Origin of the sequence: Mesorhizobium sp. CU3, assembly GCF_006442965.1 — a bacterium.
Taxonomy (GTDB): Bacteria; Pseudomonadota; Alphaproteobacteria; order Rhizobiales; family Rhizobiaceae; genus Mesorhizobium.
Map to the genome: position 1 here is coordinate 19,913 of NZ_VFWX01000003.1, position 13,202 is coordinate 33,114.

General features: G+C 62.2%; 16 protein-coding genes. 12 read left to right on the forward strand and 4 right to left on the reverse strand.

Features of this window, described 5'->3' with window-relative positions; genetic code table 11:
- Positions 1-4: 4 nt before the first annotated feature.
- From rpsE to rplQ, 9 genes are all read left to right on the forward strand, one after another.
- Positions 5-574 (forward strand): 30S ribosomal protein S5, encoded by a 570-nt coding sequence (gene rpsE / locus FJ988_RS06225; protein WP_027046810.1) that lies wholly within the window; start codon positions 5-7, stop codon positions 572-574.
- A gap of 23 nt (positions 575-597) precedes the next feature.
- Positions 598-795: a 50S ribosomal protein L30 gene (gene rpmD, locus FJ988_RS06230; protein WP_027170355.1), complete on the forward strand. Its 198-nt coding sequence runs from the start codon at positions 598-600 to the stop codon at positions 793-795.
- Between the two features lie 22 nt (positions 796-817).
- The gene (gene rplO, locus FJ988_RS06235) at positions 818-1,291 is read left to right on the forward strand and encodes a 50S ribosomal protein L15 (protein ID WP_140815882.1); all 474 of its coding nucleotides are present in this window, start codon (positions 818-820) and stop codon (positions 1,289-1,291) included.
- Positions 1,292-1,548: 257 nt separating this feature from the next.
- Positions 1,549-2,889: a preprotein translocase subunit SecY gene (gene secY / locus FJ988_RS06240; protein ID WP_140815883.1), complete on the forward strand. Its 1,341-nt coding sequence runs from the start codon at positions 1,549-1,551 to the stop codon at positions 2,887-2,889.
- Positions 2,886-3,476: an adenylate kinase gene (locus FJ988_RS06245; RefSeq protein WP_140815884.1), complete on the forward strand. Its 591-nt coding sequence runs from the start codon at positions 2,886-2,888 to the stop codon at positions 3,474-3,476. Before secY ends, FJ988_RS06245 begins: the two co-directional genes overlap by 4 nt.
- A 227-nt stretch (positions 3,477-3,703) precedes the next feature.
- Positions 3,704-4,072 carry a 30S ribosomal protein S13 gene (rpsM, locus tag FJ988_RS06250; RefSeq protein WP_027170351.1) on the forward strand — a complete coding sequence of 123 codons (369 nt, stop codon included), beginning with the start codon at positions 3,704-3,706 and terminating at the stop codon, positions 4,070-4,072.
- Positions 4,073-4,210: 138 nt separating this feature from the next.
- Positions 4,211-4,600: a 30S ribosomal protein S11 gene (rpsK, locus tag FJ988_RS06255; RefSeq protein WP_006205444.1), complete on the forward strand. Its 390-nt coding sequence runs from the start codon at positions 4,211-4,213 to the stop codon at positions 4,598-4,600.
- Between the two features lie 97 nt (positions 4,601-4,697).
- On the forward strand, positions 4,698-5,708 hold the full coding sequence (locus FJ988_RS06260; RefSeq protein WP_040983001.1) for a DNA-directed RNA polymerase subunit alpha: 1,011 nt from the start codon (positions 4,698-4,700) through the stop codon (positions 5,706-5,708).
- 104 nt (positions 5,709-5,812) lie between these two features.
- A complete protein-coding gene (gene rplQ / locus FJ988_RS06265) occupies positions 5,813-6,244 on the forward strand; it encodes a 50S ribosomal protein L17 (RefSeq protein ID WP_140815885.1) in 432 nt (143 codons plus the stop codon).
- 169 nt (positions 6,245-6,413) lie between these two features.
- On the opposite strand, the gene FJ988_RS06270 is transcribed toward rplQ, so the two are convergent.
- Positions 6,414-7,040: a hypothetical protein gene (locus FJ988_RS06270; protein WP_140815886.1), complete on the reverse strand. Its 627-nt coding sequence runs from the start codon at positions 7,038-7,040 to the stop codon at positions 6,414-6,416.
- A gap of 135 nt (positions 7,041-7,175) precedes the next feature.
- Between FJ988_RS06270 and FJ988_RS06275 the strand changes: the two genes are divergently transcribed.
- The 3 genes from FJ988_RS06275 to FJ988_RS31120 all read left to right on the forward strand — a co-directional run bounded on the left by FJ988_RS06275 (position 7,176) and on the right by FJ988_RS31120 (position 10,720).
- Positions 7,176-8,669 carry a DegQ family serine endoprotease gene (locus tag FJ988_RS06275; protein ID WP_140815887.1) on the forward strand — a complete coding sequence of 498 codons (1,494 nt, stop codon included), beginning with the start codon at positions 7,176-7,178 and terminating at the stop codon, positions 8,667-8,669.
- Positions 8,670-8,736: 67 nt separating this feature from the next.
- Complete coding sequence (locus FJ988_RS06280; protein WP_140815888.1) at positions 8,737-10,047, forward strand: replication-associated recombination protein A; 1,311 nt, start codon at positions 8,737-8,739, stop codon at positions 10,045-10,047.
- Position 10,048: 1 nt separating this feature from the next.
- Entirely contained in the window at positions 10,049-10,720 is a 672-nt protein-coding gene (locus FJ988_RS31120; RefSeq protein ID WP_246688448.1) for a DUF930 domain-containing protein, read from the forward strand.
- Between the two features lie 255 nt (positions 10,721-10,975).
- Here the strand turns inward: FJ988_RS31120 and FJ988_RS06290 are convergent, their stop codons facing one another.
- The 3 genes from FJ988_RS06290 to FJ988_RS06300 all read right to left on the reverse strand — a co-directional run bounded on the left by FJ988_RS06290 (position 10,976) and on the right by FJ988_RS06300 (position 13,159).
- Complete coding sequence (locus FJ988_RS06290; protein ID WP_140815889.1) at positions 10,976-11,974, reverse strand: hypothetical protein; 999 nt, start codon at positions 11,972-11,974, stop codon at positions 10,976-10,978.
- Positions 11,975-12,094: 120 nt separating this feature from the next.
- Complete coding sequence (locus FJ988_RS06295) at positions 12,095-12,787, reverse strand: hypothetical protein (RefSeq protein ID WP_140815890.1); 693 nt, start codon at positions 12,785-12,787, stop codon at positions 12,095-12,097.
- 18 nt (positions 12,788-12,805) lie between these two features.
- Positions 12,806-13,159 carry a hypothetical protein gene (locus FJ988_RS06300; protein ID WP_140815891.1) on the reverse strand — a complete coding sequence of 118 codons (354 nt, stop codon included), beginning with the start codon at positions 13,157-13,159 and terminating at the stop codon, positions 12,806-12,808.
- Positions 13,160-13,202: the final 43 nt, after the last annotated feature.

Sequence of the window (13,202 nt, forward strand, 5' to 3'; positions counted from 1 at the left end):
GGATATGGCACAGGAACGTAGAGAAGGCGGCCGCGGCCGCGAGCGTGAACGCGAAGAGCGTGACGATGGCATGGTGGACAAGCTCGTCCACATCAACCGCGTCGCCAAGGTGGTGAAGGGTGGCCGTCGTTTCGGCTTTGCCGCTCTCGTCGTCGTCGGCGACCAGAAGGGTCGCGTCGGCTTCGGTCACGGCAAGGCGCGCGAAGTGCCGGAAGCGATCCGCAAGGCGACCGAATCGGCCAAGCGCGACATGATCTTCGTGCCGCTGCGTTCGGGCCGCACGCTGCATCACGACGTCGAGGGCCGTTGGGGCGCCGGACGCGTTCTCTTGCGCGCCGCTAAGCAGGGTACCGGCATCATCGCCGGCGGCCCGATGCGCGCCGTCTTCGAGACGCTCGGCATGCATGACGTGGTCGCCAAGTCGATGGGTTCGTCGAACCCCTACAACATGGTTCGCGCCACCTTCGACGCGCTGAAGAGCCAGATGCATCCCAAGGATGTGGCTGCCGCGCGCGGCATCAAGTACTCGACCCTTCAGGCCCGCCGCGGCACCGCCGTTGCGGCTGAAGAATAGTCGACTGACCAGGGATTTCGACCATGGCCAAGAAAGCAACCAAGACCATCACCGTTGAGCAGATCGGTTCGCCGATCCGCCGCCCGAAGGAACAGCGCGCGACGCTGGTCGGCCTCGGCCTCAACAAGATGCACAAGCGGCGCACGCTGGAAGACACCCCGTCCGTGCGCGGCATGATCGCTGCCGTTCAGCATCTCGTCCGCGTCGTGGACGAGGCCTGAACGGAAGCGCAGGAGAACTCAGATGAAACTCAACGATCTGCGTGACAACGACGGCGCGACGCACTCCAAGAAGCGTCTCGGCCGCGGCATCGGCTCCGGCTCGGGCAAGACGGCCGGTCGCGGCGTCAAGGGCCAGAAGGCGCGCTCCGGCGTCGCCATCAACGGCTTCGAGGGTGGCCAGATGCCGCTCTACCGCCGCCTGCCGAAGCGTGGCTTCAACAACATCTTCGCCAAGAGCTTCACGGTTGTGTCGCTGGCCAAGATCCAGGCCGCCGTCGACGCCAAGAAGCTCGACGTCAAGGCTGCCGTGACGGCCGAGGCCCTCGTTGCCGCCGGCGTCATCCGCCGCGCCAAGGACGGCGTGCGCGTGCTCTCCGACGGCGAACTCAAGGCCAAGCTCTCCTTCGACGTCGCCGGCGCCTCCAAGGCCGCGATCGAGAAGATCGAGAAGGCCGGCGGTTCGGTGAAGCTGCCGGAAGCGGCCGCCGCCGAGTAACGGCGATTTGAAGTGCGGGCGGCCCGAATGATTTCGCATTTGCCGCCGAACCGCGCTTTGATCTGGTGAATTGGGCGGCCGCGTCAACGCGGCCGCTTGCATGTTTACCGTCCGGAGCTTATCTCGTGGGCTTCGGTGACACGCGCCGCCTGAGCTGCGGGCATCGAGCGTGGCATAGAAATCAAATAAGTAGAGCAGGATGTTGTCCGAAAACCGCTCCACACTTTTCGGCATCACGCTCTAGCGGAGAATCAGGCATGGCCTCGGCTGCTGAACAACTAGCCTCCAATCTCAATTTTGCGGCCTTCGCCAAGGCCGAGGATCTGAAGAAGCGCATCTGGTTCACGATAGGCGCGCTGCTCGTCTACCGCCTCGGCACCTATATCCCGCTTCCCGGAATCAACCCCGACGCCTTCGCCCAGGCCTTCTCCTCGCAGAGCAAGGGCGTGCTCGGCATGTTCAACATGTTCGCCGGCGGCGCCGTGCAGCGCATGGCGATCTTTGCGCTCGGCATCATGCCCTACATCTCCGCCTCCATCATCATGCAGCTGATGACCTCGGTCATTCCCTCGCTGGAAGCGCTGAAGAAAGAAGGCGAGCAGGGCCGCAAGATCATCAACCAGTACACGCGCTACGGCACCGTGCTCTTGGCGCTGGTGCAGGCTTACGGCATTTCGGTCGGCCTCGAAGGCGGCAACGGCATCGTCAACGATCCTGGCATGTTCTTCCGCATCTCGACCGTGGTCACCCTTGTCGGCGGCACCATGTTCCTGATGTGGCTCGGCGAGCAGATCACCGCGCGCGGCATCGGCAACGGCATTTCGCTGATCATCTTCTCCGGCATCGTCGCCGGCCTGCCGCGGGCGATCTCCGGCACGCTGGAACTCGGCCGCACCGGCGCGCTGTCGACCGGCCTGATCCTCGCGATCATCGTGCTGGCCATCGTCGTCATCGCGCTGATCGTCTTCTTCGAGCGCGCGCAGCGCCGCCTGTTGATTCAGTATCCGAAGCGCCAGGTCGGCAACCGCATGTTCCAGGGCGACACCTCGCACCTGCCGCTCAAGCTCAACACTTCGGGCGTCATCCCGCCGATCTTCGCGTCATCGCTGCTGCTCTTGCCGGCGACGATCGCGGGCTTCTCGCAGGCGACCAACCTGCCGGCATGGGCGAGCACGATCCTGGCCTCGCTCGGCCACGGCCAGCCGCTCTACATGATCTTCTACGCCAGCATGATCGTCTTCTTCGCCTTCTTCTACACGGCGATCGTCTTCAACCCGAAGGACACAGCCGACCAGCTCAAGAAGCATTCCGGCTTCATCCCGGGCTATCGTCCGGGCGAACGCACCGCCGAGTACATCGACTATGTGCTGACGCGTATCACCGTCATCGGCGCCATCTACCTGGTGCTGGTCTGTCTGCTGCCTGAGTTCCTGATTTCAGCGACTGGCGTACCTTTCTACCTCGGTGGCACATCGCTTCTGATCGTGGTCAGTGTCACGCTCGACACGGTGGCGCAGATTCAGGGTCACCTGATCGCGCATCAGTATGAGGGCCTGATCAAGAAGTCGAAGTTGCGCGGGGGGAAGAGGAGCAGATGAGGCTGATATTGCTTGGGCCGCCAGGAGCGGGCAAGGGGACGCAAGCACAAAGACTGGTAGAAAAACACGGCATACCCCAGCTCTCGACGGGTGACATGCTGCGTGCGGCCGTCCAGGCAGGAACGGAAGTCGGCAAGCGCGCCAAGGCGGTCATGGATGCCGGCGAGCTGGTGTCGGACGCGATCGTCAACGCAATCGTCGCCGAACGGATCGATCAGCCGGATTGCGCCAAGGGCTTCATACTCGACGGCTATCCGCGCACGCTGGTGCAGGCTGACGCGGTCGAGGCGATGCTTGCCAAGCGCGGCATCGCCTTGGACAGCGTTATCGAGCTCGTCGTCGACGACAGGGCGCTGGTTGGGCGCATCGTCAAGCGCGCGGAGGATGCCAGGGCGGCCGGCCAGCCGGTGCGCAAGGACGACAATCCGGAGGTGTTCGAGGAACGCCTGCGCGAATATTACAAAAAGACGGCGCCGCTCACCGGCTATTACTACGCCAAGGGCAGGCTCAAGACCGTCGATGGCATGGCGAGCATCGACACGGTTACCGCCGAGATCGGCAAGGTGCTCGCGGCCGCGGCGAAGTAGCCGGGGCGGCGATTGAAGATTGCGCTTGGCGACAATTAAAAATTGCGCTTGACTGGAAAGGGCCGCTGGGTTATGGCGGCCCGTCTTCCTATCAGGCATGGACCTTGCTTGCCCTTACGGGCAAGGCGTCCGCTTTGAACCAGGAAACTCCCGCAAGGGCCGGCCTCCACCGGACGCGGGATTACTTGAACGCCGGTTCGTCCGGCCTACATGGAGAAGAGAAGAACATGGCTCGTATAGCCGGCGTCAACATTCCGACCAACAAGCGCGTCGTCATCGCGCTTCAGTACATTCACGGCATCGGCAAGAAGTTTGCCCAGGAGATCGTCGACAAGGTCGGCATCCCGGCGGACCGCCGCGTCAACCAGCTGACCGACGCGGAAGTGCTGCAGATCCGCGAGACGATCGACCGCGACTACCAGGTCGAAGGCGACCTGCGCCGCGAAGTCTCGATGAACATCAAGCGGCTGATGGACCTCGGCTGCTACCGCGGCCTGCGTCACCGCCGTTCGCTGCCGGTCCGCGGCCAGCGCACGCATACCAATGCGCGCACCCGCAAGGGCCCGGCCAAGGCGATCGCCGGCAAGAAGAAGTAATTTGGGGAGTAAGGGAGTGGGGCAGTAAGGCAATAGGGATCTGATTTCCCTGCTCCCTTACTGCCTTACTCCCCTACTGCCTTCCTAGGTGGAGCCGCTGGCATTACGGCGGTGTAGAGATCAACTGAAAGGACTACCATGGCCAAGGAAGCCGCTCGTGTTCGCCGTCGCGAACGCAAGAACATCTCGTCGGGCGTTGCCCACGTCAATTCGACCTTCAACAACACCATGATCACCATCACCGACGCGCAGGGCAATTCGATTGCCTGGTCGTCGGCCGGCGCGCAAGGTTTCAAGGGTTCGCGCAAGTCGACCCCGTTCGCCGCGCAGATGGCCGCCGAGGACGTCGCCAAGAAGGCCCAGGAACATGGCATGCGCATGCTCGAGGTCGAGGTCTGCGGACCCGGCTCCGGCCGTGAATCGGCGCTGCGCGCCCTGCAGGCCGCCGGCTTCACCATCACCTCTATCCGTGACGTGACGCCGATCCCGCACAATGGCTGCCGCCCGCGCAAGAAGCGCCGCGTCTAAAGTTTAGAGCCCCGCGCGAACGCTCAGGCGTTCCTCCGCGGTTTTCCGTGTCGCCCGCCACGATTGGATGGTGGCGGGGCAAAGGAAGGAAGACATTATGATTCAGAAAAACTGGCAGGAACTGATCAAGCCGAACAAGATCGAGTTCTCGTCGAAGAAGAAGACGCTGACCACGCTGGTGGCCGAGCCGCTCGAGCGCGGCTTCGGCCTCACGCTCGGCAACGCGCTGCGTCGCGTGCTTTTGTCTTCGCTGCGCGGCGCGGCTGTGACCGCCGTGCAGATCGACGGCGTGCTGCATGAATTCTCGTCCATCGCCGGCGTGCGCGAGGACGTGACCGACATCGTGCTCAACATCAAGGAAATCGCCATCCGCATGGAAGGCGATGGTCCCAAGCGCATGGTCGTTCGCAAGCAGGGCCCGGGCGCCGTGCTCGCCGGCGACATCCAGACGGTTGGCGACGTCGAGATCCTCAACCCCGACCACGTCATCTGCACGCTGGACGAAGGCGCCGAGATCCGCATGGAGTTCACCGTCGACACCGGCAAGGGCTATGTGCCGGCCGAGCGCAACCGCGCCGAGGACGCGCCGATCGGCCTGATCCCGGTCGACAGCCTCTATTCGCCGGTCAAGAAGGTCTCCTACAAGGTCGAGAACACCCGCGAGGGCCAGGTCCTCGACTATGACAAGCTGACCATGACCATCGAGACCAACGGCTCGATCTCGGGCGAGGACGCGGTCGCTTTCGCCGCCCGCATCCTGCAGGACCAGCTCGCGCTGTTCGTCAACTTCGACGAGCCGCAGAAGGAAGTCGCAGCGGAAGCCGTCACCGAACTCGCCTTCAACCCGGCGCTGCTCAAGAAGGTCGACGAGCTCGAGCTTTCGGTGCGTTCGGCCAACTGCCTGAAGAACGACAACATCGTCTATATCGGCGACCTGATCCAGAAGACCGAAGCCGAGATGCTGCGCACCCCGAACTTCGGCCGCAAGTCGCTGAACGAGATCAAGGAAGTCCTGGCGGCGATGGGCCTCCATCTCGGCATGGAAGTGCCGGACTGGCCGCCGGAGAACATCGAAGACCTCGCCAAGCGTTACGAAGACCAATATTGAGCATGAATTCCGAGGACCGGCGGCGTGAGCCGCAGGGTCCGACGGTCATGCGGAAAACCATCAGAGGCCGTGGCCTCTTGAACAACTGAAGAAGGAAAAGAGCCATGCGCCACGGTTTCAAAGGCCGTCGCTTCGCCCGCAGCGTAAGCCACCGCAAGTCGATGTTCGCCAATCTCGCTGTGTCTCTGATCGAGCACGAGCAGATCGTCACCACCCTGCCGAAGGCGAAGGACCTGCGTCCGATCGTCGAGAAGCTGGTGACGCTCGGCAAGCGCGGCGACCTGCACGCCCGCCGCCAGGTGATCGCCCAGATCGGCAATGAAGGCGTCGTCAAGCGCCTGTTCGAGACGCTCGCCCCGCGCTACGCCACCCGCAACGGCGGCTATCTGCGCATCATGAAGGCAGGCTTCCGCAAGGGCGACAACGCCGCCATGGCGGTCATCGAGTTCGTCGACCGCGACACCTCGGCCAAGGGCGCCGCCGACCGCGCCCGCCTCGAGGCTGAAGGCGCCAACGAGGAAGCCGCGGCCGCCTGAGGCCAGCGTTTTCATCAATGATCTCAAGGGGCCTTCGGGCCCCTTTTGCGTTCTTGTGCCAATGCATGTCGCCCAAAAGTGACCTCGGTTTTGGGGAGAACGACATGCATAAAAACAAGGACCTAAAGCGCGTCGCCTGAATCCGTTCCAATGCGAAGCGCTTTAGCCGCTATCCGAGAATATCCAAATAGTCGTGGCCGCTCAGCGCACGCCAATTGAAGACCCCTGGCACCTCCTCGGTGGCAGGTTGCGGATATGAGTAGATGCTGTCGATCTTGGCCCGAGGATCGACATCCCGCAAAAGCCGACCCAGCTTTGCTCTTTCCAGATGCCTGACCGCGTCACCGTCATCTATGAACGATGTGTCGACCTGAAAGTGCACCTTGATGCAGCCGGCGCAGATGTTCAGCAAGATGCTGTCGCTCAGTGCGGCGTAGTGGACTTTTGTGTGTTTGAGGTCCCAGAGCCCTGCGGCAAGAAACGACGAGGGTTTTTTCTTTGCGCCTAATTTGCCCAGCGACAGCTTTAGCCGTTCCGTCAAAGGCTCGAATTTGCCTTTGAGTCGCTTCGCTTTTTCGATCTGAAACCAGTTGATCCGATAGGGGGCGGCATTCTCGAACGAAATCTCCAGCTTGCCGAAAAACCAATAGAGCGGAACGGGGGCTTCCTCGTCGGTATTCCAGCCATCGGGCGAACCGAGCAACTTCGCGACATCGACCAAGCTCATTTCCGGTGAGAGCGGTCCCAAGGTTCCGGTCGTCAAGAAATCGCGGAGGGAAGCGTGCTGCTTTTTCATCAGTCGGACCCCGCTACCCGATTGCGGAGCCAGCTATAGCCGGTTACTGGCTGAAAATAATTCGATTTCATCGCCTTAGCCTTTCATTCTGCACAATCGTCGGGACAATGGCGCCCGATCTGGAGGGATTCGAAAATGCACCTCAAACGGCTGTTCCTTGTTGCCATTTGCGCGCTGGCCGCCTTCGCCGCGGCGCCGGCCGTCAGGCAGGCATTGGCCGAGGATGCTGCCAAGCCGGCCGATCCGGGGCTCTCCGACGTGCTGACGGATCTCTTGCACGGCGTCGAGGGCGAGAACGGGACCTCCGGGCCCGACAAGCGCGTGCCCTTCGGCCGCGAAGAGGTTCAATTGTCCTTTGCGCCGCTGGTCAAACAGACCGCGCCGGCGGTGGTCAACGTTTACGCCTCCCAGACCGCCAAGGTAACTTCACCTTTCGAGGGTGATCCCTTCTTCGAGGAGTTCTTCGGCCGCGCCCAGCCGCGCGCTCAGTCCTCGCTGGGCTCCGGCGTGCTGGTCGATCCGAGCGGCGTGATCGTCACCAACTACCATGTCATCAAGGACGCGGACGAGGTGAAGGTGGCGACCGCCGACGGGCGCGAATTCACCTCCAAGGTCATGCTCAAGGACGAGACGCTCGACCTCGCCGTGCTCAAGATTTCCGCCGACAAGCCGTTCCCGGTGATCGCCATTGGCGATTCCGATGCGCTCGAGGTCGGCGACTTGGTGCTCGCGATCGGCAATCCGTTCGGCGTCGGCCAGACGACCACCAGCGGTATCGTATCGGCGCTGGCCCGCAGCCATATCGGCGTCTCGGATTCGGGTTATTTCATCCAGACCGATGCCGCCATCAATCCCGGCAACTCCGGCGGCGCGCTGATCAACATGGGCGGGCAGTTGGTCGGTATCAACACGGCGATCTATAGCCGCAGCGGCGGCTCGATCGGCATCGGCTTCGCCATTCCGTCCAACATGGTGCGCGCCTTCGCCGACGCCGCTAAAGCAGGCCTCGACTTCTTCGAGCGCCCCTATATCGGCGCCGAGTTCGAAATGGTGACGCCGCAGATCGCCGAATCGCTCGGCATGGAAAAGCCGACCGGCGCGCTGGTCTCGTCGGTCGAAGGTTCCGGCCCGGCCGGCAAGGCCGGCCTGAAGCCCGGCGACGTCATCCTGTCGCTCAACAACACGCCGGTCGAAAGCATCGAGGCGCTCGACTACCGCATGGCGACGCTGTCGATCGGCACCAAGGCAACCTTCGTCGTGCTGAGCAAGGGCCAGCAGGCGACGATGGAGATACCGCTGGAACGCGCTCCCGAGGGCGCCAGGGCGGTCGAGGTGACGCTGCATGGCCGCAGCCCGTTCTCCGGCGCCAAGGTGGCGGAACTGTCGCCGCGACTTGCCCAGCGGCTTGGCCTGCGCACGGATATCAAGGGCGTAACGGTTGTCGACATCAACCGCGACTCGCCGGCCGCCGATTTCGGCTTCCAGCCGGGCGACATCGTGCGCGAGGTAAACGGCACCGCCATCGACAACGCCGCAACGCTGGCGCAAGTCGCGCAGCAGGACACGCGCTGGTGGCGCTTTACCGTCGAGCGCGGCGGGCAGATACTGCGCCAAGTGTTGCGCTACTGAGGCGGTCTTCCCATTTTCGGATAAGGTCCCCAAAAAAGCGGGATCGCATTCCAACCAAAAGACTTGCATGGCTGATCTGTTCAGTTCCGATGAACCGGAGAAAGCGCCGCCCGGCCGGCCGCTTGCAGACCGGCTGCGTCCGAAGAACCTCGGCGAGGTGGTCGGCCAGGAGCATCTGACCGGCCCCGACGGCGCGCTGACCAGGCTGATAGATTCTGGCTCGCTCGGCTCAATGATCTTCTGGGGCCCGCCCGGCACCGGCAAGACGACCGTGGCGCGGTTGCTCGCCGGCGAGACCGATCTTGCCTTCGAGCAGATTTCGGCGGTTTTTTCGGGCGTCGCCGATTTGAAGAAAGTGTTCGAAGCGGCAAAGCTGCGCCGCGCCAACGGCCGCCAGACGCTGCTCTTCGTCGACGAGATCCATCGCTTCAACCGCGCCCAGCAGGACGGTTTTCTCCCCGTGATGGAAGACGGCACCGTCGTCCTGGTCGGCGCCACCACGGAAAACCCGTCCTTTGAACTCAACGCGGCACTTCTGTCTCGCGCCCGCGTGCTCGTGTTCCGCTCGCTCGGCGAGGAAAGCATCGCTAAGCTGCTTCAGCGGGCCGAAGAAACTGAGGGCAGGGCGCTGCCGCTCGACGATGAAGCCCGTGCCATGCTGATCCGCATGGCCGACGGCGACGGCCGCGCTTCACTCACTTTGGCCGAGGAAGTATGGCGCGCAGCCAAGAAGGGCGAGGTGTTCGGGCCAGAGGGCCTGCAGCGCATCATCCAGCGCCGCGCGCCGATCTACGACAAGGGCCAGGACGGCCACTACAATCTGATCTCGGCGCTGCACAAATCGGTGCGCGGCTCCGACCCGGATGCGGCGCTCTACTATCTAGCCCGGATGTTCGATGCCGGCGAGGATCCGCTCTATCTCGGCCGCCGGCTGGTGCGCATGGCGGTGGAGGATATCGGCCTGGCCGATCCGCAGGCGCTGGTCGTCGCCAACGCCGCCAAGGATGCCTACGACTATCTGGGCTCTCCCGAGGGCGAACTCGCCTTCGCCCAAGCCGCCGTCTATCTCGCCACCGCGCCGAAGTCCAACGCGCTCTACACCGCCTTCAAGGCCGCGACCGCGGCCGCCAAGGAGTTCGGCTCGCTGCTGCCGCCGAAACATATCCTCAACGCGCCGACCAAGCTGATGAAGCAGGAAGACTACGGCGCCGGCTATCGCTACGATCATGACGAACCGGACGCGTTCTCCGGCCAGGACTATTTCCCCGAAAAGATGGGCCGGCAGACGTTCTACGATCCGCCGGAACGTGGCTTCGAACGCGATATCCGTAAGCGGCTGGAATATTGGGCAAAGCTGCGCAGCGAACGGAACGGCTGAGTTGCGCGGCCCGGCGGTCGACGCGCTCCAGTGCGAGATTTCGCCGTGGGGCATCCCTGCATCGATCGCGCTGCACGCGCTGCTTGCCGTGGCTCTTGCCTTGATGCCGCTGCCCAAGCGTCCGAAGCGGCTGGAGGAAGAGCGGGTGTCGGTCGATATCCTGACGCCGCAACAGTTCGAGGACTCGACGCGACCGCCACCGGTGATCCAGGCACCAGAACCGCAACCGCCGCCAAAACCTGCCGAGCCGCAGCAGCCGACTCCCCAGCCAAGCATGATCCGCGCCACCGAAATGCTCTCGGGAAAAACGCTTGCCGACCCGCGTAGCCGCCAGGCGCGCGCCGATCTGGCCACTTTTGCCTCCGAAGAGCGCATGGTGCAATTGTGCAATCTCGAGGCGCTCGACCAAATTCGCAAATGGAAGGCTGACTTCCAGCCAGAGCTGGTCGTGCCCTACGCCACCGCCGAGGAGAAGGTCAGGGGCACCTCGATCAAGGCCAATGGCGCTGCCTTTCGCAGCCGCGCGAACTGGTATGGGCTGAAGTTCGATTGCGAGCTGGCAGGAGACGGCGAAAGCGTCGTCGGCTTCGAATTCCTGGTCGGTGACCCGATCCCGAAAGACAAATGGGACGAGCTCGGTCTGTCGGCCGGCCGCGGAGTTGAAGTGGAGTGACACACTCCAAATATTCACCGCATGGTTCGTCTGGGAACTGCTCGAACAACCGGACGGCTCGGAGGGCTACGAAGGCACCACCGAGCTTTCGCATCGACTGGAAGGTGTTCGAGAACGCGACGCCGATCGGGCTACTTAGCGATGCGACTCGCACCTTGTTATGGGAGAGGATAGCAAGCCCGGCAACGCGAAGCCAAGCCGCTGGCCGCGCTTGGTGAGGGCCTGCCGCGCCAAGGCGGTGCCGGGATGAGGTCGCTAGAGCTCCTCATCTACCGTGGCAGGCTTGCCGACATGCAGTTTCGCCGACCAGTCGAACCCTTCCGGCGCGCCAATAGGAGGCCACTTGTCAAGGTAGTAGCAGCCATATTGCCGCAAATCCGGGAAGACCTCGGCGTTCTGGACCTCGCATTTGCTGAAATCGCAGTCGTGGAAGTGGACGTGTTGTCTGCGACCACGCGCGTTGAAGCCCGCGACCACGCAGTCTCGAAAGGCCACTTGCTCGAAGCGGCCGAGCCGCAGATCAACCGCGCTCTCCTCGAGCGTGCATTGCTCGAAGCGAACAAAGGTCTTGCCTTTGACCTCCGGAGCGACCAGTTCGACTCCAAAAAAGTCACCTTCGCGGTAGGCCACCTCCTTCACACCGACGACAAGGTGGAAATGCTCGACGAGACCTTCATAGGACAGGTTGAGCACGCGATTGGACAGCCGGCCGGTCTGTTGCCAAATCAATGCGAGCGCGTTGATGGCGGCGATCGCTAGGGTTTGATTGCCGAAGATTTCCTCCTCTCGACCGACGAGATAATCGGCGAGTATGTCCATCGCCTGGATGGCGAACTTGTCATCGGCGCCCTCTCCAACTGCTCGCAAAGATGCGATGCCGGCCGCGACCTTCGCTGGTTTTTCATGCTCGGCGATCAGCTCAGCTCCCTTCTGGAGGAGCGACGCAAGGTTGTTGCGCTCCGTCGCTGCGATCTGGTCGGAAAGCTTGTCGATCTGCAGTCTCTGCAACCTCGCTTGCTGGGTCGAGATCAATCCGCGCCACACAACCGTGCAGAATGTGACAAGGGTCGCGCCGATAGCGGCTGCGGCGCCGGCCATTTGGACGCGACGCAGCATTGCGTCGTCGCCGTCAGCTTGAAGTATCCAGGGAAGGAAAAACAGGCACGCGATGGGGGTGATTACTGCGGCGGCGATGGCCAATGCTCGCCACGTCTGCGCGGTTTCCCAAAGATTCTCGTCATTGTGCTCAGCCATATTGAGCGTTCCCCCGGCAAACGCATAGCACGGCGGCCCGAAGCTTGGCGAGTGGCGGGCATGACCCCCGCCACGCGGAAACGGCGAGACGGCGATTGCGGTGCAAAAGTGCTGAACAATCTAATCGGAGAAATTTCCCGGTCCGCTGGTATCCATCCGGTCCAAGATCTTTTCGTCATGGACGGAAGAGCGGCCAGCATAGCCGGTTGTATGAGAATCGCCGAAGACATCTTCATATTTTATATCGCCGCTAATAGTCAATTGAGTATCTCCTTGCCGAATTTCGATGGCTACTGCAGTATTGATAAATCCAAGAGCGATTCGATGCTCAAAAACGTCACTCTGTCCTATTGGAGGTATGTTTTCAACCAACCCTTCAATGCTGATTTTTTCATAAATACCTCTATTGTTCACCAAGTTTACATCTGCGGTCAATTTGACATTTCTCGCGGGAGTTGCACCCAAATTTCTGAACGTGAGCATCGCGTATCTCTCGGTTTCATTGAGGTCGGCATTCTCGAGAAAAACGTATGCGCGCAATTGAGTGCGTGAGGTCTCCCGATCATGCTCCAACGCGCTCTGACCAATATCTGCGCTACGCACAGCTTCCGACGATTGACGCCAAAGCATACCGATCGTGCTGGCCGCAGCAATGGCACCTGCCCAACCGCTGAGGGCGCTGAGCCAACCCTGAACAGAACAGTTGTCGGCCAGGCACCACGTTGGACCAATGGACAGGGCGAGCGCAATTGCAAAGATAGTCAGAAGCCCGATCCAGGCGAGCGCATCGCGCGCGATTCTAATGACCCACATAACAATACCCCCTCTCTCTTAAGTAACACTTTGGTATTTGCTTTGGCGAGAGGTCGACCGGGGTGTCTCGCTCTCCCCGCGGCCAAGGGCGAAGCCTGACAGCGTGAAGGCAAAAAGCGATGGCTGATCCTTCAACCGTGCCCGCTTCGCTGCCGCCCTGCTTCGGCGCCTGGACAGCGTCTCGACCAAGCAGCCGGTGCAACCTGGCCGACACTCATCGCCACCATGATTGGCCGCACCAGGAACGTCGAAAACCTGACCATCGGCAGTTTCCCAGCGCCCGGTCTCGCCGACGAAGAGCGAGATCGTCTCATGGGCCGCGAGACTGTCGCGCATCGCGACATTCAGCGCGCACGCCTTGGCGATAGTCAAATCGTCTCCGCACCCTACCGGTGCAAATTACTCAGCGATTTGA

Coding starts and splice junctions, on each gene's coding strand:
- rpsE (WP_027046810.1), top strand. CDS start 5: ATGGCACAGGAACGTAGAGAAGGCGGCCGCGGCCGCGAGCGTGAACGC.
- rpmD (WP_027170355.1), top strand. CDS start 598: ATGGCCAAGAAAGCAACCAAGACCATCACCGTTGAGCAGATCGGTTCG.
- rplO (WP_140815882.1), top strand. CDS start 818: ATGAAACTCAACGATCTGCGTGACAACGACGGCGCGACGCACTCCAAG.
- secY (WP_140815883.1), top strand. CDS start 1,549: ATGGCCTCGGCTGCTGAACAACTAGCCTCCAATCTCAATTTTGCGGCC.
- FJ988_RS06245 (WP_140815884.1), top strand. CDS start 2,886: ATGAGGCTGATATTGCTTGGGCCGCCAGGAGCGGGCAAGGGGACGCAA.
- rpsM (WP_027170351.1), top strand. CDS start 3,704: ATGGCTCGTATAGCCGGCGTCAACATTCCGACCAACAAGCGCGTCGTC.
- rpsK (WP_006205444.1), top strand. CDS start 4,211: ATGGCCAAGGAAGCCGCTCGTGTTCGCCGTCGCGAACGCAAGAACATC.
- FJ988_RS06260 (WP_040983001.1), top strand. CDS start 4,698: ATGATTCAGAAAAACTGGCAGGAACTGATCAAGCCGAACAAGATCGAG.
- rplQ (WP_140815885.1), top strand. CDS start 5,813: ATGCGCCACGGTTTCAAAGGCCGTCGCTTCGCCCGCAGCGTAAGCCAC.
- FJ988_RS06270 (WP_140815886.1), bottom strand. CDS start 7,040: ATGAAAAAGCAGCACGCTTCCCTCCGCGATTTCTTGACGACCGGAACC.
- FJ988_RS06275 (WP_140815887.1), top strand. CDS start 7,176: ATGCACCTCAAACGGCTGTTCCTTGTTGCCATTTGCGCGCTGGCCGCC.
- FJ988_RS06280 (WP_140815888.1), top strand. CDS start 8,737: ATGGCTGATCTGTTCAGTTCCGATGAACCGGAGAAAGCGCCGCCCGGC.
- FJ988_RS06290 (WP_140815889.1), bottom strand. CDS start 11,974: ATGGCTGAGCACAATGACGAGAATCTTTGGGAAACCGCGCAGACGTGG.
- FJ988_RS06295 (WP_140815890.1), bottom strand. CDS start 12,787: ATGTGGGTCATTAGAATCGCGCGCGATGCGCTCGCCTGGATCGGGCTT.